Genomic DNA, 26,213 nt, shown 5'->3' with positions numbered 1-26,213 from the left:
CAAGCCCCCTCGCCACAGGCAAGCCCCTCGCCACAATTACGCCTTGCCGCCATTACGCTCAATGGCAAACCCGCTCCAGGTCTGGCTCACCGGCATCAGCTCGAGGCTGTTGATGTTGATGTGGGCCGGTGCGTTGAGCACCCAGAAAATGGTCTCGGCGATGTCTTGCGGCTGGATCGGATCGGCACCGGCGTAAGTGGCGTTGTAACGCTCCTGGTCACCGGCGAAACGCACCAGCGAGAACTCGCTCTCACACAGGCCCGGCTCGATGTTGCTGACCCGCACGCCCGTACCTTGCAGGTCGCAGCGCAGGTTCAGGGAGAACTGTTTGACGAACGCCTTGCTCGCGCCATACACGTGGCTGCCCGGGTACGGGTAGTTGCCGGCGATGGAGCCGAGGTTGACGATGCTGGCGCCACGACCATGAGCGATCAAACGTGGCAGCAACAGGCGGGTGCTGTACATCAGGCCTTTGATGTTGGTGTCGACCATGGTGTCCCAATCATCGAGATTGCACTTGGGCGCCGGGTCCACACCCAGGGCCAGGCCGGCGTTGTTGATCAGCCCGCGAAGCTTGGCGAAGGACGGCGGCAGGTTGGCAATCGCCTCCTCCATGGCCTTGCGGTCCCGTACGTCGAGCACCAGGCCATGGACCTCGGTCTGCTTCGACAACTCGGCGCACAGGGCATTGAGGCGCTCTTCACGACGACCTGTCAGCACCAGTTTCCAGCCGGCCTCGGCAAAACGACGGGCACAGGCTTCACCAAAACCGGAGGTCGCGCCGGTAATAAACAGGGTGTTGGACATCGTGTTCTCCTTGCTACGGCTGACAGTCAGCCCTTGGAATAGAAAATCAACCGGCAGCATGCCCGGCCTTGCCCACAGCGGCAACCACGGCAAAAACCGTACAAAAAACGATCAATGCTGGCAACAGCCCATGTCCCGTGGCTTGCAGCCATGTACGCGCACCTTATCCACAGGCCGGTCCACAGTTTCCGGGGGCAAGTGGAAAAGCTGCAAGCCGCTATCCACAAGGCTTTGCGGGCAGGTTTGAAAGTTTTTTTCTTGACCCTGAGGCATCCGCTGTGTAGTCCAGGGCAATTTGCACGACCGAGCGGTCAGAGCGACGATGGCGCCAAGCCAGCAACCACGGCCCTCAGCCGAGTCTTTCCAGAGTTTAACCACAGACTTATCCACAGGCTTGCCCACCTCGACTCACACCGTATTCGCTCATAACAAAAAGGTTGACAATGCCCACTTCAGGCTCGCCAAAAGCACCTGATCAAAAAACAGCCATCTCTCTGCAAGCCACGTATTCAAAGGCTTACAGCCAGCTACTCCCACGTTATTCACAGCCAGCTCCACAGCAAACGGGGACAAGTCAAAACCGTGACAAAACAGCAATTTGCAGCGGCTTTATGTCGCGCTTTGAGAGGTCATGAATATTGTTTTCCACAATTTCCCTTTACCTCAAACCGCAGCCTCGTGTAGGGATTATGCGGGCATAAAAAAACGCCCTGAGTTCGTCAGGGCGTTTTCCAGGCTCTTCGGTTTAGTGCCCGCCGAGATAGGCGTTACGCACCTCCTCGTTCACCAGCAGCTCCTTGCCGGTACCGCTGAGGCGGATCTGCCCGTTGACCATCACGTACGCCCGGTCCGAGAGCTTGAGGGCGTGGTTGGCGTTCTGCTCCACCAGGAAAATGGTCATCCCTGTCTTGGCCAGTTCCCGCAGGGTCGCGAAGATCTGTTTCACCACAATCGGCGCCAGCCCCAGACTCGGCTCATCGAGCAGCAACAGCTTGGGGCGGCTCATCAACGCCCGGGCAATGGCGAGCATTTGCTGCTCGCCACCAGACATGGTCATGGCCCGCTGATTACGCCGTTCCTTGAGCCGCGGAAACAGCTCGAACATGCGCTCCATGTCCTCGGCGGCGTACTTGTCACCGATCGGGATGGTGCCCATCAGCAGGTTTTCCTCGACGGTCATGTCGGGGAACACCCGGCGGCCTTCCGGCGACTGAGCGATACCGTTGGAGGCGATGTAGTGGGACGACTTGTGAGTGATATCCACACCCTGATAGACGATTTGCCCGTCAGTCGCCCGTGGCTGACCGAAAATCGACATCAGCAGGGTCGACTTGCCGGCACCGTTGGAGCCGATCAGGCTGACGGTCTCCCCTTCATTGATGTGCAACGAGACTTTCTTCAGGGCCTGGATCGGTCCGTAGAACACGTCGATCTCTTTCAGTTCGAGGATCGGTTGACTCATACCAGTTCCTCTTCGTCGGCGCCAAGGTAGGCGGCAATCACTTTCGGATCGTGTCGGATCGCATCAGGCCCGCCCTCGGCGATGACAACGCCGTGGTCCAGCACCACGATGTGGTCGGAAATGCTCATGACCATGCCCATGTCGTGTTCGATCAGCACCACGGTCAGATCATGCTCGTCACGCAGCAGCCGGATCATCGCGCTCAGCGCTTCGGTTTCCTGAGGGTTGAGGCCGGCGGCCGGTTCGTCGAGGCAGATGATCTGCGGCCGGGTACACATGGCCCGGGCGATCTCCAGACGGCGTTGCTGACCATAGGACAGTTCACCAGCCAGGCGGTTGGCGCAGTCCACCAGGTCCACCACTTCCAGCCAGTAGAAGGCGTGGTCCAGTGCATCGCTTTCGGCCTTGCGATAACCCTTGGTGTTGAGGATGCCGGCCAGCATGCCGCGGTTGACCCACATGTGCTGGGCCACCAGCAGGTTTTCCAGTACCGACATCTCCTTGAACAGGCGAATGTTCTGGAAAGTCCGCGCCAGACCGGCACGGTTGATCAGGTGCGTGCCACCGAACATCTTGTAGTGGAGCCGGCTGATGAAGCTTTTCGGCGAAACGAAATCGGTTGCCTTGAACGGCTCCCCGAGCATTTTGATGACGTTGGTCTTCACCCCACGGGTGTTGAGCTCGATATGCCCGCCGGACGCTTTGTAGAACCCGGTCAAGCAGTTGAACACAGTGGTCTTGCCCGCGCCGTTGGGGCCGATCAACGCGAAGATCGAGTTGCGCTTGACCTTCAGGCTGACGTCACTCAACGCCTTGATGCCACCGAAGTGCATCATCAGGTTCTCGACCGAGAGTACGACTTCACTCATGGCGCTACTCCTTTACGCGGGGCCACACCGGTACGGCTGATCCGGATCAGGCCGCGCGGTCGCCAAATCATCATCAACACCATCAGGATGCCGAACAGCAGCACGCGATATTCAGCGAAGCCGCGCAGCAGTTCCGGGGCGACGGTCAACACGAATGCTGCCATCACCACGCCGATGGTCGAACCCATGCCGCCAAGTACCACGATGGCGAGGATCAATGCCGATTCGAAGAAGGTGAACGAGGTCGGGTTCACAAAGCCCTGATAGGTCGCGAAAAACACGCCGGCCAGGCCCGCCGTCGATGCGCCGATGGTGAACGCCGACAGTTTGACCAGTACGTGATTCAGGCCCATGGAGCGACAGGCGATTTCGTCTTCACGCAAGGCTTCCCATGCGCGACCGACCGGCATGCGGGTCAAGCGATGCTTGATGTACAGCACGGCCAGCACCACCAGGAACAACACCGCATAAATGAAGTAGTACTTCACGTCCGGGTTGTAGGCGATGCCGAAGAACTCATGAAAAGGTACCCCGCCGTCCTTCGCCCGCTTTCCGAATTCGAGACCGAAGAAAGTTGGCAACGGCGCCGCCATGCCATTCGGGCCACCGGTCAGGGACAACCAGTTGTTGAGGATCAACCGGATGATTTCACCAAAGCCCAGGGTCACGATTGCCAGATAGTCGCCGTGCAGACGCAGCACCGGGAAACCCAGGATGCACCCCGCCAGCCCGGCAGTGATCGCCGCCAAAGGCAGCACAGTCCAGAAGCCCAGCCCCAGGTATTGGTAACCGAGCGCCAGGCCGTAGGCACCGATGGCATAGAACGCCACATAACCCAGATCGAGCAGACCGGCCAAACCCACCACGATGTTCAACCCCAGACCCAGCAGCACGTAGATCAACCCAAGAATGACCACGCCCAGCAGGTAAGAGTTGGAGAAGAACGGGAATACCACGGCAACAACGATCACCAGCGGGACGACCCAGCGCAACCGGGATTTGTAATCAGGCGCCAGAACATGAACCCCGGAACCGGTGCTCTCGAAGCCTTCGAGAATTCTCAGGCCTTTGGGGGTTTGCAAGAACAGGCTCAGGGCAAAGCGGCCTGCCATGACGATGGCGACTATCCACGCCACGCGCGTCGGTTGCAGGTTGAAGCCGTAGCCGTCGAGGACCACGCCAACAATCGGGCCGAACACAATCAGGGCGATGAGGCCGGCAAGAATCGCGTCAACCAGGCTTTTTTTGACATCAATGGTTTTAGTGGTTGAAGACATCGCTTACACCTTCGACACAAGAGGACGGCCAAGCAGGCCTTGAGGCCGAAAGACCAGAACAAGAACGAGCAGCGAGAAGCTGAAAACGTCTTTGTAATCCGAGTTGACCAGCCCCGAGAACAGCGACTCGGAGATCCCGAGAATGATCCCTCCCAGCATGGCGCCGGGCAGTGAGCCAATGCCGCCGAGTACCGCCGCGGTGAACGCCTTGATCCCGATGACGAAGCCTGCGTAGAAGTCGAACGTGCCGTAGTTCATGGTGATCAGCACGCCGGCCAGGGCCGCCATCGCCGCACCGATGATGAACACGTAGGAAATCACCCGATCGGTGTTGATCCCCAGGATCGAAGCCATCTTGCGGTCTTGCTGGGTGGCGCGGCACATGCGGCCGAGCTTGGTGTACTTGATGACGTAGGTCAGCAGGCCCATCCCGACGAATGCGGCAACCAGAATGAAGATTTTGGTGTAGGTGAGTTGTACGAAGCCGCTCCCGACTTCAACTCGCCATGCACCGGTCAGCAGTGTTGGTACACCCTGTTGACGGGCGCCCTGACTGATCTGTGCATAATTTTGCAGGATCAGGGAAATACCGATGGCGCTGATCAGCGGTGCCAGTCGGGTGGAGTTGCGCAGCGGTTTGTAAGCGACACGCTCAATGACCCAGCCATACACCGCGGTGACGATGATGGTGAAAACCAGGGTGCCGAGCATCAGCAGCGGGAAGGATTCAATACCGAAGTAAGCCAGCAGAGCCAGACTGATCGCCGCGAGGTACGCAGAGATCATGTAAACCTCGCCATGGGCGAAGTTGATCATGCCGATGATGCCATAGACCATTGTGTAGCCGATGGCGATCAGGCCATAGACCGACCCGAGGGTCAGGCCGTTGACCAGTTGCTGCAGGAAAATACCATCCATAACGCAATCTCACGCACTTGAGAGACTGCACAGAAGCCGGGTGCGACGGACCGGGGTTCAGCCGCCGGCGCAACTCGGTTGTGTGCAGCTCTACGAGAAAAGACAGGTACTGCACGGACATGTTTCAGGAATGCCCGGCGCGCAAGGCGCCGGGCAGATCAACCGCTCATATCACTTCTGTTTTTCCAGCTGGTGGTATTTGCCGTCCTTGTCCCACTTGTAAACCACGTAGTCGGAGACTTTCAGGTCGCCCTTGCTGTCCCAGGTCTTCTCGCCCATGACGGTCTTGACCGGGTTGGCTTTCAGCCATTTGGCAGCGTCTTCGCCCTTGTTGGATTTGGCGCCATTGAACGCTGCGGCCAGGGTCTGGACCGAAGCGTAAGCGTACAGGGTGTAGCCTTCAGGTTCGGTGCCGGCCTTGCGGAAGGCGTCTACCACGGTCTTGCTGTCTGGCAGCAGACGTGGGTCGGCGCCGAAGGTCATCAGTACGCCATCAACGTTCTGTGGGCCACCGGCGGTGGTCACCAGTTCGTCAGTCACGATGCCGTCATCGGACATGAATTTGACGTCTTTGAGGCCCTGTTCACGCAGTTGCCGAACCAGTGGACCGGCTTCCGGGTGCAAGCCGCCGAAGTAGACCACGTCGGCACCGGCCGCACGGATCTTGGTGACGACGGCGCTGAAGTCTTTCTCGCCGCGAGTCAGGCCTTCATACAGCACTGGCGTTACGCCGCGCTTGATCAGTTGAGCCTTGGTGGCATCTGCCAAGCCTTGGCCATAAGTGTCCTTGTCGTGCAGCACGGCGACTTTCTTGCCCTTGAGCACGTCGACGATATAGTCGCCAGCCACGATACCTTGCTGGTCGTCACGCCCGCACATGCGGAACATGGCACTCAGGCCGCGCTCGGTCACCTTGGGGTTGGTGGAACCTGGGGTGATCGTGATGATGCCGGCTTCGTCGTAGATCTCGGAGGCAGGGATGGTCGACGAGGAGCAGAAGTGACCTACCACACCAACGACTTTCTTTTCAGTCAGGTCTTTGGCGACCGTCACAGCCTGCTTCGGCTCGCAGGCGTCATCGCCTTTGACCAGTACGATTTTTTCCCCATTGATACCGCCAGCGGCGTTGACCGCATCAGCGGCTGCCTGCGCACCCTTCATGTACTGCTCGCCAAATGCCGCGTTGGCGCCTGTCATAGGGCCCGCCACACCGATTTTCACATCAGCCTGTGCAAACGCAGAAACACCCAACGCAGCTGCCACTGCGAGGGCCAGAAAGCCTTTCTTGTAAAACGTCTGGGACATGAGGTGGTGCTCCAAGGTTTTTTTTAGTTGGCACTGCGACTTCACTGAATGCTCAGAGCAAGGGCCGTGCCATCGGTTTTTTATTCTGAAAAAAGTCGCTGCTTTCTTGTTATTTCGACTGTTTCGATCCCATTTTCATTGGGCGTGCAACCGTCTAAACCGCGGGAGGTGAAACCATTTATTTCAAAAGGCGCAACCCGCATGCGCCATCATTGCAACCGCAGCGCCAAACGATGTGCAACCTGCCTGTAACAGCCCGCGTCACCGAACTGCACACTGCTGGTGCGCAACTGCTACAACCCGCACCATTACAGGCTAGCCGCTTCGCTGAAAAGCGCTGCTTCCAGCAACATATTTCAACAATCAGATCACGATCCGCAGGCACTGGCCCGCGTGATACAGCGAAAAACCGGCCTCATACAGGCAGCTTCGCAGCCCCACGCCCGCCAATGGCTGCATGGGCGCGAAGGGAATCGGCAGGGCTTGAGGATTTCCGTTACACAAGTAGTCGGCGAAGGCTTTGCCGACCACTGTGCCGGTGGTCACGCCTCGACCGTTGTAACCAGTAACGGCCACCAGACCCGGTGCCGGCTCGAACAGGCGCATCAAATGATCGGGGGTGAAGGCGATGCAACCGGTCCAGGTGCATTCCCATTCCACCGGTTTCAGGTAGGGGAAGTAATGCTGCTGAACCCGATCGGCCCAGGCTTTGAGGAACCAGGTCGGTTTCTGGTTGCCATTGCCGAGACTGCCTAGCAACAACCGCCCCTCGGCATCACGACGGATGCTGCTGAGCACTTGCCGGGTGTCCCAGGAGCCCTGACCACCGGGCAGAATTTGCTGCGCGGCGTCTTCGGTCAGCGGCACCGAAGCCACTTGATAGTAATAACCGGGGAAGAAGTTGCGGCGCAGTTCCGTCCAGTCGCCTTCGGTATAAGCATTGGAGGCGATCACCACCTGTTCGGCCAGCACCGAACCCTGGGCGGTCTGCACTGACCAGCGCAGGCCCTGACGTTCGAGTCGGGTCACCGGGGAATGATCGAACAACTGCCCCCCAAGGCCGATGGCCGCGTTGGCCAGCCCTGTGGTGTAGGCCATCGGGTTGATCGTGCCGGCACGCCGGTCGAGCAGCGCGGCGGCGATTTTCCTGGTACCCGTGGCTTGTTCGCAGGCAGTTCCGGTCAACAGCTCCACCGGTGCCCCGCGACGCTTCCATTGTTCTTCGCGACTGCGCAGGTCCGCCTCGCCACGCGCGTTGTGCGCCATGTGCAGCGTGCCTTCGCGGCGCAACTGGCAATCGATGTTGTATTTGTCGACCAGGCTGAACACCAGCGACGGCGCCGCTCCGAGCATACGGTTGAGCTGACTGCCGACCGCCTTGCCAAAACCGGCTTCGATTTCGTCCGGAGGAATCCACATTCCGGCGTTGACCAGCCCGACGTTACGCCCCGAACCGCCATGGCCGGCGCGATGCGCTTCCAGCACACAAACACTCTTGCCTTGCTCCAGCAGATGCACCGCCGCCGACAGCCCGGTGAAACCGGCACCGATGACGCAGACATCCACCGTCACCTCACCCTTGAGCGCCGCATTGTCGGGCCTTTGCGGCGTCAGTTTTTCCCACAGACACTCTTCGCGTAACGGCATTGCCAGACTCCGAAAATGAAACCTAACCAACACACCATCGATCGTTCCCACGCAGAGCGTGGGAATGATCGATCAACAGCTTGTAGCTTGCTGCTTAATCGAACGTAATCCCCTGAGCCAACGGCAACTCCAGCGAATAGTTCACGGTGTTGGTCTGACGGCGCATGTACCCACGCCATGCATCGGACCCCGACTCACGACCGCCGCCCGTTTCTTTCTCGCCGCCGAACGCGCCGCCGATTTCCGCGCCGCTCGGGCCGATGTTGACGTTGGCGATGCCGCAATCGCTGCCCACCGCCGACATGAACCGCTCGGCTTCACGCACGTCGGTGGTGAAGATGCACGACGACAGGCCTTGTGGTACGGCGTTGTTCAGGCGCAATGCCTCTTCGAAATCGGTGTAACCGATCACGTACAGAATCGGCGCGAAGGTTTCGTCGCGCACCACATCGCTTTGTTCCGGCATTTCGACGATGGCTGGCGAAACGTAGTAAGCGTTGGGGAATTTGTCTTCCAGCTGACGCTGGCCGCCAAACACCCGGCCGCCTTCGCTCAAGGCTTGCTCCAGCGCGTCCTGCATGTTGTCGAAGCTGTGTTTGTCGATCAGCGGCCCGACCAGGTTGCCTTCCAGCGGATGGCCGATGCGCACCTTGGAGTAAGCGGCTTTCAGGCGGGTGACGATTTCTTCTTTCACCGATTCGTGGGCAATCAGGCGACGCAAGGTGGTGCAACGCTGACCGGCAGTGCCGACGGCGCTGAACAGAATCGCCCGCACGGCCATGTCCAGATCGGCGCTTGGGCCGAGGATCATCGCGTTATTACCGCCCAGTTCCAGAATGCTACGGGCGAAACGTGCGGCGATTTTCGGCGCCACTTCGCGGCCCATGCGGGTGCTGCCGGTAGCGCTGATCAGCGCGACACGCGGGTCATCGACCAGGGCTTCGCCTGCATCGCGACCACCGATGATCACTTGGCTCAGGTGCGGCGGGGCGTCGCTGAAGTTCTTCAGGACACGGTCGAACAGCGCCTGACAGGCCAGCGCGGTCAGCGGGGTTTTCTCCGACGGTTTCCAGATCACCGGGTTACCGCACACCAGCGCCAGCGCCGCGTTCCAGGCCCAGACGGCGACCGGGAAGTTGAACGCGCTGATCACGCCAACGATGCCCAGCGGATGCCAGGTTTCGCGCATGTGGTGGCCAGGGCGCTCGGAGGCGATGGTCAAACCGTACAACTGACGGGACAGACCGACCGCGAAGTCGCAGATGTCGATCATTTCCTGAACTTCACCCAGGCCTTCCTGAGTGATCTTGCCGGCTTCCCAGGAAACCAGCTCACCGAGATCGGCTTTGTACTCGCGCAGGATGTCGCCCAATTGACGAACCAGTTCGCCACGGCGCGGCGCCGGCACCTTGCGCCACAATTCGAACGCATGATCTGCGCGACTGATGTGCTGCTCGACTTCAGCGGCGCCTTCCCAGTTCACGGCGGCAATCCGACTACCGTCGATGGGCGAATGCACCGGCACTTTGCCGTTCTGGTACAGGGCCGGGTTCACACCAAGACGATCAAGCAATGCGGCAACCATGGGTCACTCCTCGAGCAGAAACAGAAAACGTGCAGCCGTATTTATTCGACTGATCTGACCTGTAGTTTTAGCGCTCCCGAGGTTCTCCAACAAACGACGATTAAGCGAGATATCATTCCGTTTATTCATGCTGCGAATCTGCCGGTAACACGCGTGCCACGTAGAGAGACAAGAACAAGGAGAACCGATGCTGAATAAACGCTACTTGCCGTCGATCACTGCGCTGCAGTGTTTCGAGGCCGTGACCCGGCATTTGAGCTTCACCCGCGCCGCCGAAGAGCTGAACCTGACCCAGAGCGCCGTGAGCAAACAGGTCGCGCAACTCGAAGAGCTGTTGCAGCACCTGTTGTTCCGCCGGGTGCGCCGACGCCTGCAAATGACCCCCGCTGGCGATTTGTATTTGGTGGAGGTGCGAAAAATCCTCACCCAAGTCGAAATGTCGACCCATTACCTGCGTTCCTACGGCGGAGACACCGAAGTCTTGCGCGTCTCCACGCCTCCGACCTTCGGCGCGCGCTGGCTGGTGCCACGCTTGAAAGGCTGGCGCCTGCGTCATCCGTCTATCCATCTGGACCTGTGCAGCGAACAGGAAGCCGACGACCTGCTGCAAGGTCGCAGCGACCTGGCGTTCTACTTCGGCCAGGGCTCACGGCCCGGCACCGAATGCCTGAAGCTGTTTGGCGAAGAGCTTGTTCCCGTGTGCGCACCGGGCAGTCTGCCGGACACGCCGTTCACCGATCCTACGCAGCTTACCGACCTGGTCCTGCTGCAAAACGCTTCCCGGCCCCAGGCCTGGCACGATTGGTTCGACAGCCAGGGCTACCACACCGAACACAGCTACCACGGCCCGCGTTTCGAAACGTTCTATATGTGCATCCGCGCCGCCCAGGTCGGCTGCGGCGTGGCGCTGTTGCCGAAGTTTCTGGTGGAAGAGGAATTGGCCGACGGCAAGTTGGTCATTCCCTGGCAGCATGCAATGCCCAGCACCGACGCCTATTACCTGGCGTATCCGGAGCATTCGGCGGAAGTGCCCAAGGTGCGGGATTTTGTGAAGTGGATGCTGGAGCAGATGGACAATCCGAATGCACCGCAAAGTTGAAATATCACGCAAAACTCTGTGGCGAGGGGGCTTGCCCCCGTTGGGTCGCGTAGCGACCCCAAAACCTGCAATCGCGGTCCCTCAGACAGATCATGCATGCGGAATTTACGACTGCTGCGCAGCCGAACGGGGACAAGCCCCCTCGCCACGGAAATCTCTAGCGTCTAAAAAATTGCTGGCAATCCTCACCGCTGATATGCGCCACTAGCCCCATTCATTGAAACAGCTGCAACGTCGCTGCCACGGGCTGCGACCCGCCTGGAGACCCGTTATGAGCGAGAGTGTGTTTGCCGATCGCATCGTGCAGAACCTGCTCGACACCGACTTCTACAAACTGACGATGATGCAGGCGGTGCTGCACAACTACCCTAACGTGGAAGTCGAATGGGAGTTTCGTTGCCGTAACAGCGAGGATCTGCGCCCGTACCTGGCGGAGATCCGTTTCCAGATCGAGCGCCTGGCCGAGTTGAGCCTGAGCGCCGATCAGTTGAGCTTCCTGGAGCGCATCAGCTTCCTGAAACCGGACTTCCTGCGTTTTCTCGGACTGTTCCGTTTCAATCTGCGCTATATCCACACCGGCATTGAAAACGGCGAGCTGTTCATTCGCCTGCGCGGGCCGTGGCTGCACGTGATTCTGTTCGAAGTGCCGTTGCTGGCCATGGTCAGCGAAGTGCGCAACCGCTATCGCTACCGGGAAATCGTCCTGGAACAGGCCCGCGAGCAGCTCTATCGCAAGTTCGACTGGTTGACCGCCAACGCCAGCACCGACGAATTGTCCGAGTTGCAGGTAGCCGATTTCGGCACTCGCCGGCGCTTCTCGTATCGCGTGCAGGAAGAAGTAGTGAACGTGCTCAAGCACGACTTCCCCGGTCGTTTCGTCGGCACCAGCAACGTGCACCTGTCCCGCGAGCTGGATATGAAGCCGCTGGGCACCATGGCCCACGAATGGATCATGGCCCACCAGCAACTCGGTCCGCGGCTGATCGACAGCCAGATCGCCGCCCTCGACTGCTGGGTCCGCGAGTACCGTGGCCTGCTGGGGATCGCCCTGACCGACTGCATCACTTCCGATGCGTTTCTCGGCGATTTCGACCTGTTCTTTGCCAAGCTCTTCGACGGCTTGCGTCACGACTCCGGTGACCCGGTGCTCTGGGCGGAAAAGGCCATCGCCCACTACCACAAGCTGGGCATCGACCCGATGAGCAAGACCCTGGTGTTTTCCGACAGCCTGACGTTGCCCAAATCTCTGGAGATTTTTCGGGCGTTACGTGGTCGGATCAATGTCAGTTTCGGCATCGGCACTAACCTGACCTGCGATATTCCGGGTGTCGAACCGATGAGCATCGTGCTTAAAATGACTGCATGCAACGGCCAACCGGTGGCCAAGATTTCTGATGAGCCTGGCAAGACTCACTGCAAAGACCCGAATTTCGTCGCCTATTTGCGACACGTTTTCCAAGTACCTGCCACCCTTTCCAGTACATCAAGCAAGGAGTGAATTCATGCAAGCCGTACAGCGTGAGATTGCTGAACAGCTCAAGGTCCAACCGCCGTTCGTGGATCAACTCGCCCTTGAGGCTGAAGTCGCCCGGCGAATCACCTTCATTCAGGATTGCCTGGTCAATTCCGGGCTCAAGACCCTGGTGCTCGGTATCAGCGGCGGCGTCGACTCCCTGACCGCCGGCCTACTGGCCCAACGCGCCATCCGTGAACTGCGTGAGCGTACCGGTGATAACAGCTACAAGTTCATCGCCGTGCGCCTGCCGTACCAGACGCAGTTCGATGAACACGACGCCCAGGCCTCGGTGGACTTCATCGCCCCGGACGAACGCCACACGGTGAACATCGGCCCCGCAGTCAAATCCCTGGCCGGCGAAGTGGCAGCCTTCGAAGGCAAAGAGGCCGTCTGGGTGGATTTCGTATTGGGCAATACCAAGGCGCGGATGCGCATGGTCGCGCAATACACCATCGCCGGTGCGGCTCATGGCCTGGTGATCGGCACCGACCACGCGGCAGAAGCCGTGATGGGTTTCTTCACCAAGTTCGGTGACGGCGCCTGCGATCTCGCACCGCTGAGCGGCCTGGTGAAAAACCAGGTCCGGGCGATTGCCCGCAGCTTCGGCGCGCCAGAGTCGCTGGTGGAGAAAATCCCGACCGCCGACCTCGAAGACCTGTCGCCGGGCAAACCAGACGAAGCATCGCACGGCGTGACCTACGCCGAGATCGACGCCTTCCTGCACGGCGAACCGGTGCGCGAGGAAGCGTTCAAGATCATTTGTGATACGTACAAGAAAACACATCACAAGCGTGTGATGCCGTTCGCGCCTTGATTCTGCCCCTGTAGAGAGCACAAAAAAAGCGTCCCAGGTGGACGCTTTTTTTATGCGTTTGAATCGATTACTTCAGCGTAACAGTGCCTTTCATCATCGAGATGTGGCCCGGGAACGAGCAGAAGAAGCCGTATTTTTCGGCTGCATTGAGCTTCGACACATCGAACGTCACAGAATCCTTTTCACCAGCGCCGATGACTTTGGTGTGAGCGATGACGCGGGCATCACCTTCTTTCAGGTAATTCTTGTCGATGCCAGCCGACAGGCCGTCGGTGGCGATCGGCTGCATGTCAGCCTCTTTGCTGATCACCAGGTTATGGCCCATGACGTTTTTCGGCAGGCTGCCGGAGTGGGTCAGTTCAACGGTGAAGGTCTTGCAGCTTTTGTCGATTTCAATGGCCTTGGTGTTGAAGGACATCTGATCGGTGGAGTCGATGGTCGTTTTGCACTCGGCAGCCATCAATTGGCTGCTGGCCAGCGTCAGCAGGGATACCGCAACAAGTTTGGCAAACATGGTGAATCTCCAAGGCAGGGTTAACAAAAGTGCGAATGGACAGAAGACTGCCTGAAATCTTCGCAAGTTCCTATGACCTGAATCAAAAATTGTATACAACTTTCGGGCTATGACACCCATCGAAACAATCTACCAGCCAGACGTCTGGGACGGCCCTATCATCAGGGCCATCATTACTCACCTGGAGCGCCTGTTATGTCTTTCAGCAGCTTGTTGAGCAGTTTGTTGGCCGCCTACGCCTGTGGCGCCAGTGGCACTTACGAAACACCTGAACGCGCGGTTTAACCCTTGGAACGATGCATGCCTGCCTTTACTCTGTGGTCCTGATTGACCATGGAGCAAGGCATGTCTTTAACGTCCGTTTGTGTATTTTGCGGTGCCAGCACCGGCACCAATCCGGCTTATCGTGAAGCGGCTGTCGCCCTGGGGCGAGCATTGGCCGAGCGCAAGCTGACCCTGGTCTATGGCGGCGGCGCTGTCGGGCTGATGGGGATTGTGGCTGATGCCGCACTCGCGGCCGGTGGCGAAGTGATCGGGATCATTCCGCAGAGCCTCAAGGACAAGGAAATCGGCCACAGCGGCCTGACCCGCCTGGAAGTGGTCGACGGCATGCATGCGCGCAAGGCGCGAATGGCCGAGCTCAGCGATGCCTTCATTGCCCTGCCTGGCGGTCTGGGCACGCTGGAAGAGCTGTTCGAAGTCTGGACCTGGGGCCAGCTCGGTTATCACGGCAAACCGCTGGGTTTGCTGGAAGTGAACGGTTTCTACAGCAAGTTGACGTCTTTTCTCGATCATATCGTCGGCGAAGGCTTCGTTCGCGGGCAGCACCGTGACATGCTGCAAATGAGCGAATCACCGCAAACCCTGCTCGATGCACTGGACGCCTGGCAACCCTCGGTACCGCCAAAATGGACCGAGCAAAAACCCAGCTAACGGCTCGGTGCCGATACAGGGCAGAATATGCGCCGCTCAACCTCACCTTCGACCCCAGAGGATCGCCCATGGCTAAACCTAATTATTCCTTCGCCAAACGTCAGAGAGACTTGGCCAAGGAGCAGAAGAAAGAGGAAAAGCTTCAGCGCAAGAAAGCTACAGCTGAAGAAGAAGCAGCACTGAACCCGGATACAGAAGGTGAAGTGGCGGCAGAAAGTGATGTTGAAGCACCGAAAGATCAGGCGCCCGACGCCTGAGACCCTCCGGGCCCGATGATCTGATCAGGCCCACCGGATCTGTGTCCAGGGTCAGCAACGATGTTGCTGACCCTCACAGGCCAAATTGAAACCTTCCTCCAAAAAACACATACCCACGTGGGGTCTGCGCTACTCCAATGGCATCACTGTCACCCGAACTTCGGGATCATGGCTGCCACCGCCCAGAATCACCCCGCGCAAGGGCGACACATCGGAAAAATCCCGACCCCAGGCCAGGGTGATGTGCTCCAGCGCCGGTTGTACATTGTTAGTCGGGTCAAAATCCACCCACCCCAGCACCGGGCAAAACACCGACACCCACGCATGCGACGCATCGGCGCCGATCAGCCGTGGCTGGCCCGGTGGAGGCTGTGTCAGCAGATAGCCACTGATGTACCGCGCCGCCAACCCACGGGAGCGCAGGCACGCGAGCATCAAATGCGCGAAGTCCTGGCAAACCCCACGACGCCTCTCCAGCACTTCCACCAACGGCGTCGCCACTTGGGTCGCCTCGGCGTCGAAGGTGAACTCGCTGAAGATCTTCTCCATCAACGCCTGAACACCCAGCAGCAATGGCCGGCCAGCAGGAAAGCAACTTTCGGAGAACTCGACGAAACTGCGTTTCAAATGCACGTAGGGCGATTCGAAGCGGTAACGACAGGCTTCCAGCAACGCAGGCGAGAGTGGCTGACCGCTGTAGGTCAGCGCGTTGCAGGTCGCTTCCCAGGCCGGCGATTGATTGAAGTCCAGCGACGGCCGTTCCAGCACTTCGACGGTGAGCCGAGCGTTGACCAGCAATTCATCGTGGGGGCGCTCGAACGCCAACCGGGTCAGCGGATTGCCGAACACATCCAGCTCATCCCGGCGTGAAGTCGGCTGGGGACTGATCTGCAACTGCTGCTCGGTGCAGCGCTGCCAGGCACAGGCGCGCGGCCACAGATGCGCCAGTTGCTGGGCCAGGGACACCGGGCTGTCGTAGTGATAATGGGTGTCGTGGAAAATCTGGTACTGGGCACTCATCAGACGGACACCGTGCGCTGGCTGACATCATCGACATGGGCGAAATGGCGCAAGGCCAGGCGATCCGACACCTGTCCGCTGGCATCGGCGATCTCTTGCAGCAGATCTGCCAGCCCCTCTACCGCGGCGTGAACACTGGCCTCGCCGAACAGCGAGTTCTCCAGGCAGCCCAGATCGAAGTGCGCCAGCCGCTCCACCAACTGCAGCAGACCCGTTTCGCGCGGCGCGCCGAAGTCGTCGTTCAAGCGCTTCAACGTACGGGTCACCAGTTTCAACTGGAACAGCACCGCGTGCGGGTTTTGTTCATCGAGCAGCAACAGGTCGAGCACCGGGATCAATTGCGCCACCGCCAGGTACCGCGAGCGGTAGGTGATGCTGCTGTTACCCAGTTCCAGCAGCCATTCCAGCCCGGCCTGATCGAAAGCCCCGGCGCCGCGCAAAAACGCCGCCAGACTGCCGCTGAGAAATTGCAGCCGTTCGATCCGCCGACCGATCATCAGGAAACGCCAGCCTTCGTCCCGGGTCATGTCGTCGAGGGCAAAGCCGGACAGCGCCGCCAGCGACATCACCAATCGGTTGAGGAAGTCCAGCAACTCGCCGAAATCCGGCTCTTCGGTTTCCAGCTCCATAGCCTCGCGCTGCAACTCCACCAGCGCTTGCCAGTTCTCTCGCGAGAGCTTGCCGCGTACTTGCGAAGCCGCCCACTGCAAACGCTGCAGATTGGAGCGCAGGCTGAACGGCCAATCATCGCCGAGCAGCGCCGCCAGCAATCGTTCCGGCAACTCACCCTCCTCCGGCAACAGATTCAGGCGTTCACCGAGATCGACCGCCGCCTCCAGGGCTTGCGGGTCATCGCCATCGACATAGCGCGCGAGCATGACCCGCAGCAGCCGCGCGCTGTCATCGCAGCGCTCGCAATAACGGCCGAACCAGAACAGGTTCTCGACCACCCGCGATGGCAGATACGGATCACGACGTACCAGATCGTGAACGCCAATGTTGCGCTGGGCTTTCCATTGTTCGCCGCTGGGTGGCCGATCGCCCAACACCCAGGTGTCTTTGCTAGCGCCACCGCGTTGCATCGACACCGCTTCGGCATCGGCCTCGGCGGCAACCCGGGTCAAGCCACCGGGCAGCACTCGATAACCCTCCCGACTGGCTACCGCATACACTCGCATGCCGATGGCTCGCGGTTGCAACTGTCCGCCTTCGGCCTGCCAGATCGGCGCCTGGGACAGTTGCGCCAATTCTTGCGCAACATAGGCATAAGGCCGTGCCTGCATGCGCTCGGCCAGAGCCTGGCGCTGTTTTTCACTCAAATCACGCCCAAACACCGGTGCAAAGCTCTGCGACGGAAACGCCGGTTTGATCAACAGTTCCGGCAGTTTTTCCAGGGCCTGGGCCAGCACCGGCGCTTCACCGCACCACCAGGTCGCGATGGACGGCAGGATCAGTTCTTCACCAAACAGAAATTGATTGATCTTCGGCAGGAAGCCCAGCAAACCCGGCGACTCCAGCACACCGCTGCCGAGGGCGTTGGCCACCAGCACCCGGCCCTGACGCACCGCTTCGAGCAGCCCTGGCACGCCAAGGGCCGAGTCGGTGCGCAGCTCCAGCGGGTCGCAGAAATCATCGTCGAGCCGACGCATGATCGCGTGAACCCGGCGCAACCCGCTCAAGGTTTTCAGATAGACCGTGGCATCGCGCACGGTCAGATCACCGCCCTCCACCAGTGGATAACCGAGCTGACGAGCCAGGTACAAGTGCTCGAAATAGCTTTCGTTGAAACGCCCCGGTGTCAGCAGGACCACCAGCGGCGCTTCATCGTCGCTCGGCGCCTGCCGGGCGAGTGTTTCCTGAAGTGTGCGGAAGAACCCGGCCAGGTGCCGCACCTTCAAGTCGCGATACAACTCGGGGAAGGCTCGGGACACGATGGTGCGGTTTTCCAGGGCGTAACCGGCACCGGAGGGTGCTTGAGTCCGGTCTGCGGTCACCCACCAGCGACCGTCAGGCGTGCGCGCCAAATCCACGGCATACAGATGCAGAAAAGCCCCGTCGGGCGGTGCAATGCCCTGGCAAGGCCAGAGGAAGTTGTTATGACCGAACACCAGTTCAGCCGGCAGCAGGCCTTCGGCGATCAAGCGTTGAGGACCGTACAGGTCCGCCAGCACAGCATTGAGCAAACGCGCCCGTTGAGCGATCCCGGCCGAAAGCTGCTGCCACTCATCGGCTGCAATCACATGAGGCAACAAATCCAGCTCCCATGGCCGATCAGCGCCCTTGGGGTCGGCGTAGACGTTGTAGGTCACGCCGTTTTCCTGAATCTGTCGGGTCAGCAGCGCCTGACGCTGCACCAGTTGCGCTGGCGTGCTGCGTTGCAATTGATCGAACAGCCGCCGCCAGTGCGGGCGCACGGCGCCGCTGTTGTCGAGCAGTTCGTGATAGGTGCCCGCAGTCAACGGGTAGCGGTCAAGCAGGTCAGGCATGGAAAGCTCGGCAGACAGCAAAGAACGGTCAGACTAACGCAGGCTCATGACGCCCGGATAGACGAAAAATCCGAGCGTCGCGTACGGTTTAAAAGCGTCGCAAATCGAGCGTCATCGGCAGCTCGTCGTTGATTTCCAGTTTCGGTACAGGAAGTTTCCCCGGCGTGTGTCCGATGCGGAAGAAACGCGCCATCCGCCGGCTCTCGGCTTCATTGGCGTTCACCGGCAGGCTGTCGTAGTTGCGCCCGCCCGGATGGGCGACGTGGTACTGGCAACCACCCAGCGAACGCCCCATCCAGGTGTCGAGCAAGTCGAACACCAGCGGAGCGTGGACCGGGATAGTCGGTTGCAGACAGTTGTACGGTTGCCAGGCACGGAAACGTACCCCGGCGACGAACTCACCGACCCGACCGGTAGGTTGCAACGGCACCGGGATGCCGTTGCAGGTCAGCAGATACCGTTGCGGCGGCAACCCCGTCAGCTTGACCTGCAAACGTTCCAGGGACGAATCCACATAACGCACCGTACCGCCCGCGCTGCCCTCTTCGCCCAACACATGCCAGGGCTCCAGCGCCTGACGCAATTCCAGTTCGATGCCGCTGACGGCGTAGTCGCCGACCTTGGGAAAACGGAACTCCAGATGCGCCGCGAACCACTCTGCCTGCACCGGATAACCGGCGGCATTCAGGTCGACGATCACATCGGCGAAATCCTGCTCGATAAAGTGCGGCAGCAAGAACCGGTCGTGCAGTTCGGTGCCCCAGCGCGCCAGTTTCGGCGGTGCATAAGGCTCGCGCCAGAACCGCGCCACCAGCGCCCGCAACAACAACTGCTGAGCCAGGCTCATGCGCGCATGGGGCGGCATTTCAAAGGCTCGCAGTTCCAGCAAGCCAAGGCGTCCGGTGGCGCCGTCCGGTGAATAGAGTTTGTCGATGCAGAACTCGGCGCGGTGGGTGTTGCCGGTCACGTCGATCAGCAAATTGCGCAACAAGCGATCCACCAGCCATGGCGGGCATTCTTCGCCCGGCTTCGGCATCTGGGCGAAGGCGATTTCCAGTTCATACAGCGAATCGTTGCGCGCTTCGTCCACCCGCGGTGCCTGGGATGTCGGGCCGATGAACAGCCCGGAAAACAGGTAGGACAAGGACGGGTGGTTATGCCAGTAGCTGATCAGGCTGCGCAGCAGGTCGGGACGGCGCAGAAACGGTGAGTCAGCCGGGGTCGCGCCACCCAGGACGAAATGGTTACCGCCGCCGGTGCCGGTGTGTCGGCCATCGATCATGAATTTCTCGGTGGTCAGCCGGGTCTGGCGCGCCTCTTCGTAAAGAAACTCGGTACGTTCCACCAACTCGTCCCAGGTAGCGGACGGCTGGACGTTGACCTCAATCACGCCCGGATCCGGGGTAATGCGAAAGTTGCTCAGGCGCGGATCGCTCGGCGGCTCATAGCCTTCCAGCAATACCGGGCAATGTAGTTCCTCCGCGGTGGCTTCGATGGCGGCGACCAGTTCCAGGTAGTCCTCGACCCGCTCCAGTGGCGGCATGAACAGGTACAACCGACCTTCACGTGCTTCGGCGCAGAACGCGGTGCGGGTCAGCCAGTCGGCGGACTGGTCGATCTCGGGCACACGTTCGTCGGCCGTTTTCGGTTGAGCGTGATTCCGTAGCTGGTCGGTGTCCGGTAGCGCCGGGAAATCCTGATTCGGGTCCGTGGGGTGAATGAACGGGTACTCCGCAGCTTTCACCCAGGGCTGCGAACCGAGCGGCAAACGATAACCCAGTGGCGAATCCCCCGGCACCAGCCGGCAATGTTCTTCGCGCAGGTACCAGCGACCGCTTTGCCATTGATCGCCCTTGGCGGTACGCGCCAGCGGCAGGACCTGACCGATCACCTTATCCAGGCCTTGGCTGAAGACTTTGCGCAGGCGCGCACGCTCCAGAGGTTCTTCCAGGCGTGAGTCTTCGGCGCTGACGTTCTGCGGTAAAGCGCCTTCGCGCCAGAGGTAATAGAAATTGTCTTCGTAGGCCGGGAACACGAAGCGTGTCGGAATTTTCAAGCGTTCGGCGACACTCGCCAGGAAACGCCCGGCCAGTTCGCCATCGGCACCGTAATCCTCCCGCTCGTCGGCAATCAGCGCGCTGTTATGCCAGATCGGCACGCCATCGCGGCGCCAATAGCAGTTCAGCGACCAGCGCGGCAGTTGCTCGCCGGGGTACCACTTGCCTTGACCGAAATGTACCAGGCCCTTGGGCGCGTAATGCTTGCGCATGCGCTGGAACAGCTCGGCTGACAGCCGACGCTTGTCTGGCCCGAGCGCGGCGGTGTTCCACTCGGCGCCGTCCGGGTCATCGATGGAAACGAACGTCGGCTCGCCGCCCATGGTCAGGCGCACGTCACCTTCAAGCAAATCAGCATCGATCTGCCGGCCCAATGCCTGAATCGCCAGCCATTGGTCTTCGGTGTAGGGTTTGGTAACCCTTGGCGCTTCCCAAATCCGCTCGACCGACATTTCGTGGGTGAATTCGCACTCGCACGGCTCCACCAAACCACTGATCGGTGCCGCAGAGGATGGGTCGGGGCTGCACGCCAACGGAATGTGTCCTTCACCGGCAAACAACCCTGAGGTCGCGTCCAGGCCGATCCAGCCGGCACCGGGCAAATAGACTTCGCACCAGGCATGCAGGTCAGTGAAATCCACTTCGGTACCCGAGGGACCGTCGAGGCTTTTGACGTCTGCGGTCAGCTGGATCAGGTAACCGGAGACGAATCGCGCCGCCAGGCCGAGGTTGCGCAGCAATTGCACCAGCAACCACGCCGAGTCGCGGCAGGAGCCGGAGGCCTGTTCGAGGGTGTATTCCGGAGTCTGTACGCCCGGCTCCATACGAATCAGGTAACCGATGTCTTCACTCAGGCGCTGGTTGATCGCGACGAGGAAATCCACGCTGGGCAGCGGCGTGCGGTCGATGCCGTCCAGATAGGCCTTGAATGTCGGCGTCAGCGGCAAGGTTTCCAGGTACGGCGCCAGCTCTTTGCGCTCATCCGCTGCATAAGCGAAAGGGATCTTCTCGGCGTAGGGCTCGAGGAAGAAGTCGAAGGGATTGAAGACCGCCATCTCGGCCAGCAGGTCGACCTCGATCCTCAGTTCATCGGTTTTCTCCGGGAACACCAACCGCGCCAGGTAATTGCCCTGAGGGTCTTGCTGCCAGTTGATGAAATGCTGCTCGGGCGAGACTTTCAGCGCATAGGACAGTATCCGCGTGCGGCTGTGGGCAGCCGGGCGCAGGCGAACGATCTGCGGACCGAGCTCGACGGCGCGGTCGTAGCGGTAATGCGTGACGTGATGCAATGCGACATGAATCGACACGGCGTGCCTCCTGCGAGCCTTAAACTTATAGGAAAGCGCGCAAGACTTATGCCAGCCAGCGGCATTGACGCTTTCTCCAATTGCTTGAGGCAGTACAGCACCAAAATCGGGCGATGCGGGAAATTGCTTTGTGGGGATTGCACAGAAATGTTGCGGAGGGGATGTTGGCGCTTGATCGTTCCCACGCTCTGCGTGGGAATGCAGCCCGTGACGCTCCGCGTCACTGGACGCGGAGCGTCCCTTGAGGCATTCCCACGCGGAGCGTGGGAACGATCACGCCAACCCGGAGGTTGGCCGTTCTGTTCAGCTCAAGCGACGTTTAGCGCGGCACGACCGGCTTGCGCGCTGGCTTCGGCCCCTTGCCTTTAGCCGCGTCCTTGCGCTCCTTGGCTGCCTGCTGGTTGCGGGCGAATGCCGCCGCCTTGGCCTGTTCACGCTTGTCCCACGGGTTACCGCCATCGCTGGCACGCGGTGGCAGGCCGGTGTGCTGGGTCAGGATCTTGGTGGTCGTTTCCTTGGCCACTTTGTGGCTGCCGGCCGGCGTCGAGTTCTTGCGACGGGCGCTCTGGTAGCTGTCGGTCGCCGGCTGATGCAACGGGATCAACTGGTTCTTGCCCGGCCCGATCAGATCGGCGCGGCCCATGCGGGTCAGCGCTTCACGTAGCATCGGCCAGCCTTTCGGGTCGTGATAACGCAAGAACGCTTTGTGCAGGCGACGCTGCTCTTCGCTCTTGACGATGGTCACGCCGTCGCTCTTGTAAGTGACCTTGCGCAGCGGGTTCTTGCCCGAGTGGTACATCGCGGTAGCGGTGGCCATCGGCGACGGGTAGAACGCCTGCACCTGGTCGGCACGGAAACCGTTGCCCTTGAGCCACAGGGCCAGATTCATCATGTCTTCGTCGGTGGTGCCCGGGTGAGCGGCGATGAAGTACGGAATCAGGTACTGCTCTTTCCCGGCTTCCTTGGTGTACTTCTCGAACATGCGCTTGAACTTGTCATAGCTGCCGATGCCCGGTTTCATCATCTGGTTGAGCGGACCTTCCTCGGTGTGTTCCGGGGCGATCTTCAGGTAACCACCGACGTGGTGGGTCACCAGCTCCTTGACGTACTCCGGCGACTCGACCGCAAGGTCGTAGCGCAGGCCGGAGGCGATCAGGATCTTCTTCACGCCCGGCAAGGCCCGGGCGCTGCGATAGAGCTGGATCAGCGACGAGTGATCGGTGTTGAGGTTCGGGCAAATGCCTGGGAACACGCATGAAGGCTTGCGGCACGCGGATTCGATTTCCGGGGTCTTGCAGGCGATGCGGTACATGTTCGCGGTCGGGCCGCCGAGGTCAGAAATAACGCCGGTGAAACCCGGGACCTTGTCGCGGATCTCTTCGATTTCGCGAATGATCGACTCTTCGGAACGGTTCTGGATGATCCGGCCTTCGTGCTCGGTGATCGAGCAGAAGGTGCAGCCGCCGAAGCAGCCACGCATGATGTTCACCGAGAAACGGATCATCTCGTAGGCCGGGATCTTTTCCTTGCCGTACGCCGGGTGCGGAACGCGCGCGTAAGGCATGCCGAACACGTAGTCCATTTCTTCGGTGGTCATCGGAATCGGCGGCGGGTTGAACCAGACGTCTACCTCGCCGTGCTTTTGCACCAGAGCGCGGGCGTTGCCCGGATTGGTTTCCAGGTGCAGCACGCGGTTGGCGTGAGCGTAAAGCACCGCATCGCCACGGACTTTTTCAACCGACGGCAGACGAATGACGGTCTTGTCGCGAGTCATTTTCGGGCTGGCCAGGATCTGTACGACCTTAGCCTCGCCAGGGTCTTCAACCGGCCCCTTTTCCTGCTCGATGGCGCAGGCGGCGGTGTCCTGGGTGTTGACGTAAGGGTTGATGATCTTGTCGATCTTGCCCGGACGGTCGATGCGCGTGGAATCGACTTCGTACCAGCCTTGCGGCGTATCACGGCGAATGAACGCGGTACCGCGCACATCGGTGATGTCTTCGATCTTGTGACCGTAGGACAGGCGCTGGGCGACTTCGACGATCGCACGCTCGGCGTTGCCGTAGAGCAGGATGTCGGCGCAGGCGTCGATCAGGATCGAGTTACGCACCCGATCCTGCCAGTAATCGTAGTGGGCGATGCGGCGCAGGGAGGCTTCGATGCCGCCGAGCACAATCGGCACGTGCTTGTAGGCTTCCTTGCAGCGCTGGCTGTAAACCAGGCTCGCGCGGTCCGGACGTTTGCCTGCCAGGCCACCGGGGGTGTAGGCGTCGTCGGAACGGATTTTCTTGTCGGCGGTGTAGCGGTTGATCATCGAGTCCATGTTGCCGGCCGCGACACCGAAAAACAGGTTCGGCTCGCCGAGCTTCATGAAGTCGTCTTTGGACTGCCAGTTCGGCTGCGCGATGATCCCGACGCGGAAGCCCTGGGCCTCCAGCAGCCGGCCGATGATCGCCATGCCGAACGACGGATGGTCGACGTAGGCATCACCGGTGACGATGATGATGTCGCAGGAATCCCAGCCGAGCTGATCCATCTCCTCCCTGCTCATGGGCAGGAATGGCGCTGGCCCGAAACATTCGGCCCAGTACTTGGGATAGTCAAATAACGGCTTGGCTGCTTGCATGTCGATAACCGGTGTTGGCTTTCATTGAATTTCGCGGGCGCGGAATATAGCACAAATTTTGACCAATTCCGACGGCTATGGTCGGAAATCGGTGGAGCCTTTTCGCAAAAGTCCTGGGACCACACATAACCCTTGTGGCGAGGGGGCTTACCCCCGTTGGGCAGCGAAGCGGCCCCCCATAGGTTATCTGTGATACCGCAAATTCAGGATTTACGACTGCTTCGCAGCCGAACGGGGCGGTGCGGCGTTCCGACAAGCCCCCTCGTCACAGTTATTCATCGTCGTCGAAGTTGTAGCTACCCGGCGCCAGGTTTTCAAATCGGGTGTATTTGCCGATGAAGGCCAGGCGGATAAAGCCGATCGGGCCGTTCCGCTGCTTGCCGATGATGATTTCGGCAATGCCTTTGTGTTCGGTTTCCGGGTGATACACCTCGTCCCGGTAAACGAACATGATCACGTCGGCGTCCTGCTCGATCGCTCCCGATTCCCGCAAGTCGGAGTTCACCGGGCGCTTGTTCGGGCGTTGTTCCAGGGAACGGTTGAGCTGGGACAGTGCCACCACCGGGCAGTTGAATTCCTTGGCCAGGGCTTTCAGGGACCGGGAGATCTCGGAAATCTCGTTGGTCCGGTTGTCACCACTGGACCCCGGGATCTGCATCAGTTGCAGGTAGTCGATCATGATCAGACCGATCTCACCGTGCTCACGCACCAGACGACGGGTCCGGGCGCGCATTTCCGAGGGACTGATACCCGCCGTGTCGTCGATGAACAACTTGCGATCATTGAGCAGGTTGACCGCCGACGTCAGGCGTGGCCAGTCGTCGTCTTCCAAGCGACCGGCCCGGACCTTCGTCTGGTCGATACGACCGAGGGACGACAGCATACGCATGATCAGCGATTCGCCTGGCATCTCGAGGGAGTAAACCAGGACAGCCTTCTCGCTGCGCAGCACGGCGTTTTCCACCAGGTTCATCGCAAAGGTGGTTTTACCCATGGACGGACGGCCAGCAACGATGATCAGGTCAGCCGGTTGCAGGCCACTGGTCTTCTCGTCGAGGTCGGTGTAACCGGTGGACAGGCCGGTGATCGAGTTGTCGGTGTTGAACAAGGTGTCGATGCGGTCGATGGCCTTGGTCAGCAGGTCGTTGACGCTGACCGGGCCGCCGGTTTTCGGACGAGCCTCGGCAATCTGGAAGATCTGCCGTTCGGCCTCGTCGAGAATCTCGGCGGCGGTGCGGCCTTCAGGGTTGAAAGCGCTGTCAGCGATTTCGGTACTGATGCCGATCAACTGGCGCAGGGTTGCCCGCTCGCGAACGATCTGGGCATAGGCCTTGATGTTGGCGACGGACGGTGTGTTTTTTGCCAGTTCGCCAAGGTAACCGAGACCGCCGACCTGGGACGTCTGACCTTCCTTGTCCAATTGCTCGGCCAGGGTCACGACGTCGATTGGCTGGTTCTGGTCCGCCAGTTTGGCGATGGCCCGGAAGATCAGGCGGTGGTCATGCCGATAGAAATCGCCGTCGGAGACTTGATCGAGCACGCGTTCCCAGGCGTTGTTGTCCAGCATCAACCCACCGAGCACGGCCTGTTCGGCCTCGATGGAATGCGGCGGCACCTTCAGGGCAGCGGTTTGCAGATCGTATTGCTCGGGAGCGGAGATATCGTTCATGGCCACTTGGTTTATTCAGGAGAAGCAGAGGTTGTGAAAATCAGGAAC

General features: G+C 60.1%; 19 protein-coding genes. 5 read left to right on the top strand and 14 right to left on the bottom strand.

Annotation, left to right across the window (positions count from 1 at the left end; translation table 11 throughout):
- Positions 1-36 precede the first annotated feature (36 nt).
- The 8 genes from PSH69_RS02705 to PSH69_RS02670 all read right to left on the bottom strand — a co-directional run bounded on the left by PSH69_RS02705 (position 37) and on the right by PSH69_RS02670 (position 9,870).
- The gene (locus PSH69_RS02705; RefSeq protein WP_086944072.1) at positions 37-807 is read right to left on the bottom strand and encodes an SDR family oxidoreductase; all 771 of its coding nucleotides are present in this window, start codon (positions 805-807) and stop codon (positions 37-39) included.
- A gap of 745 nt (positions 808-1,552) precedes the next feature.
- Positions 1,553-2,269, bottom strand: coding sequence for an ABC transporter ATP-binding protein (locus PSH69_RS02700; RefSeq protein WP_064616031.1), 717 nt, complete (start codon positions 2,267-2,269; stop codon positions 1,553-1,555).
- Positions 2,266-3,138, bottom strand: a complete 873-nt coding sequence (locus tag PSH69_RS02695; RefSeq protein WP_018928477.1) for an ABC transporter ATP-binding protein — start codon at positions 3,136-3,138, stop codon at positions 2,266-2,268. Before PSH69_RS02695 ends, PSH69_RS02700 begins: the two co-directional genes overlap by 4 nt.
- Entirely contained in the window at positions 3,135-4,415 is a 1,281-nt protein-coding gene (gene livM, locus PSH69_RS02690; protein WP_305410959.1) for a high-affinity branched-chain amino acid ABC transporter permease LivM, read from the bottom strand. The genes PSH69_RS02695 and livM overlap by 4 nt, the downstream gene beginning before the upstream one ends.
- A 3-nt stretch (positions 4,416-4,418) precedes the next feature.
- Positions 4,419-5,333, bottom strand: a complete 915-nt coding sequence (locus tag PSH69_RS02685; RefSeq protein WP_007939055.1) for a branched-chain amino acid ABC transporter permease — start codon at positions 5,331-5,333, stop codon at positions 4,419-4,421.
- Between the two features lie 171 nt (positions 5,334-5,504).
- Positions 5,505-6,638 (bottom strand): branched-chain amino acid ABC transporter substrate-binding protein, encoded by a 1,134-nt coding sequence (locus tag PSH69_RS02680; RefSeq protein ID WP_028940159.1) that lies wholly within the window; start codon positions 6,636-6,638, stop codon positions 5,505-5,507.
- A 363-nt stretch (positions 6,639-7,001) separates the two neighbouring features.
- Complete coding sequence (locus tag PSH69_RS02675; RefSeq protein WP_305410958.1) at positions 7,002-8,285, bottom strand: FAD-binding oxidoreductase; 1,284 nt, start codon at positions 8,283-8,285, stop codon at positions 7,002-7,004.
- A 94-nt stretch (positions 8,286-8,379) separates the two neighbouring features.
- Positions 8,380-9,870 (bottom strand): aldehyde dehydrogenase family protein, encoded by a 1,491-nt coding sequence (locus PSH69_RS02670; protein ID WP_305410957.1) that lies wholly within the window; start codon positions 9,868-9,870, stop codon positions 8,380-8,382.
- Between the two features lie 187 nt (positions 9,871-10,057).
- On the opposite strand from PSH69_RS02670, the gene PSH69_RS02665 reads away from it, so the two are divergent.
- From PSH69_RS02665 to nadE, 3 genes are all read left to right on the top strand, one after another.
- Positions 10,058-10,969, top strand: coding sequence for a LysR family transcriptional regulator (locus tag PSH69_RS02665; RefSeq protein ID WP_305410956.1), 912 nt, complete (start codon positions 10,058-10,060; stop codon positions 10,967-10,969).
- Positions 10,970-11,240: 271 nt separating this feature from the next.
- Positions 11,241-12,467 carry a nicotinate phosphoribosyltransferase gene (gene pncB / locus PSH69_RS02660; protein ID WP_019650677.1) on the top strand — a complete coding sequence of 409 codons (1,227 nt, stop codon included), beginning with the start codon at positions 11,241-11,243 and terminating at the stop codon, positions 12,465-12,467.
- A 4-nt stretch (positions 12,468-12,471) separates the two neighbouring features.
- Positions 12,472-13,299 carry an ammonia-dependent NAD(+) synthetase gene (gene nadE / locus PSH69_RS02655; RefSeq protein ID WP_018928484.1) on the top strand — a complete coding sequence of 276 codons (828 nt, stop codon included), beginning with the start codon at positions 12,472-12,474 and terminating at the stop codon, positions 13,297-13,299.
- Positions 13,300-13,366: 67 nt separating this feature from the next.
- Here nadE and azu read toward each other — a convergent pair whose 3' ends face one another.
- Entirely contained in the window at positions 13,367-13,813 is a 447-nt protein-coding gene (gene azu / locus PSH69_RS02650; protein WP_019582215.1) for an azurin, read from the bottom strand.
- A gap of 345 nt (positions 13,814-14,158) precedes the next feature.
- On the opposite strand from azu, the gene PSH69_RS02645 reads away from it, so the two are divergent.
- Together PSH69_RS02645 and PSH69_RS02640 are read left to right on the top strand one after the other, a co-directional pair.
- A complete protein-coding gene (locus PSH69_RS02645) occupies positions 14,159-14,746 on the top strand; it encodes a TIGR00730 family Rossman fold protein (RefSeq protein WP_018928486.1) in 588 nt (195 codons plus the stop codon).
- Between the two features lie 68 nt (positions 14,747-14,814).
- Positions 14,815-15,003 (top strand): hypothetical protein, encoded by a 189-nt coding sequence (locus PSH69_RS02640; protein ID WP_305410955.1) that lies wholly within the window; start codon positions 14,815-14,817, stop codon positions 15,001-15,003.
- Between the two features lie 129 nt (positions 15,004-15,132).
- On the opposite strand, the gene PSH69_RS02635 is transcribed toward PSH69_RS02640, so the two are convergent.
- The 5 genes from PSH69_RS02635 to dnaB all read right to left on the bottom strand — a co-directional run bounded on the left by PSH69_RS02635 (position 15,133) and on the right by dnaB (position 26,165).
- The gene (locus tag PSH69_RS02635) at positions 15,133-16,023 is read right to left on the bottom strand and encodes a transglutaminase family protein (protein ID WP_305410954.1); all 891 of its coding nucleotides are present in this window, start codon (positions 16,021-16,023) and stop codon (positions 15,133-15,135) included.
- The gene (locus PSH69_RS02630; protein WP_204123902.1) at positions 16,023-18,509 is read right to left on the bottom strand and encodes a circularly permuted type 2 ATP-grasp protein; all 2,487 of its coding nucleotides are present in this window, start codon (positions 18,507-18,509) and stop codon (positions 16,023-16,025) included. The genes PSH69_RS02635 and PSH69_RS02630 overlap by 1 nt, the downstream gene beginning before the upstream one ends.
- 88 nt (positions 18,510-18,597) lie before the next feature.
- Positions 18,598-21,873, bottom strand: a complete 3,276-nt coding sequence (locus PSH69_RS02625; RefSeq protein WP_305410953.1) for a DUF2126 domain-containing protein — start codon at positions 21,871-21,873, stop codon at positions 18,598-18,600.
- 319 nt (positions 21,874-22,192) lie between these two features.
- Positions 22,193-24,496 (bottom strand): YgiQ family radical SAM protein, encoded by a 2,304-nt coding sequence (locus PSH69_RS02620; protein ID WP_026286605.1) that lies wholly within the window; start codon positions 24,494-24,496, stop codon positions 22,193-22,195.
- Between the two features lie 271 nt (positions 24,497-24,767).
- Positions 24,768-26,165, bottom strand: a complete 1,398-nt coding sequence (dnaB, locus tag PSH69_RS02615; RefSeq protein ID WP_019650685.1) for a replicative DNA helicase — start codon at positions 26,163-26,165, stop codon at positions 24,768-24,770.
- Positions 26,166-26,213: the final 48 nt, after the last annotated feature.

Source organism: Pseudomonas sp. FP1740 (assembly GCF_030687165.1).
Taxonomy (GTDB): domain Bacteria; phylum Pseudomonadota; class Gammaproteobacteria; order Pseudomonadales; family Pseudomonadaceae; genus Aquipseudomonas.
The sequence above is the reverse complement of the archived record's forward strand: the minus strand, read 5'-3'. Positions and strand labels throughout refer to the sequence as shown.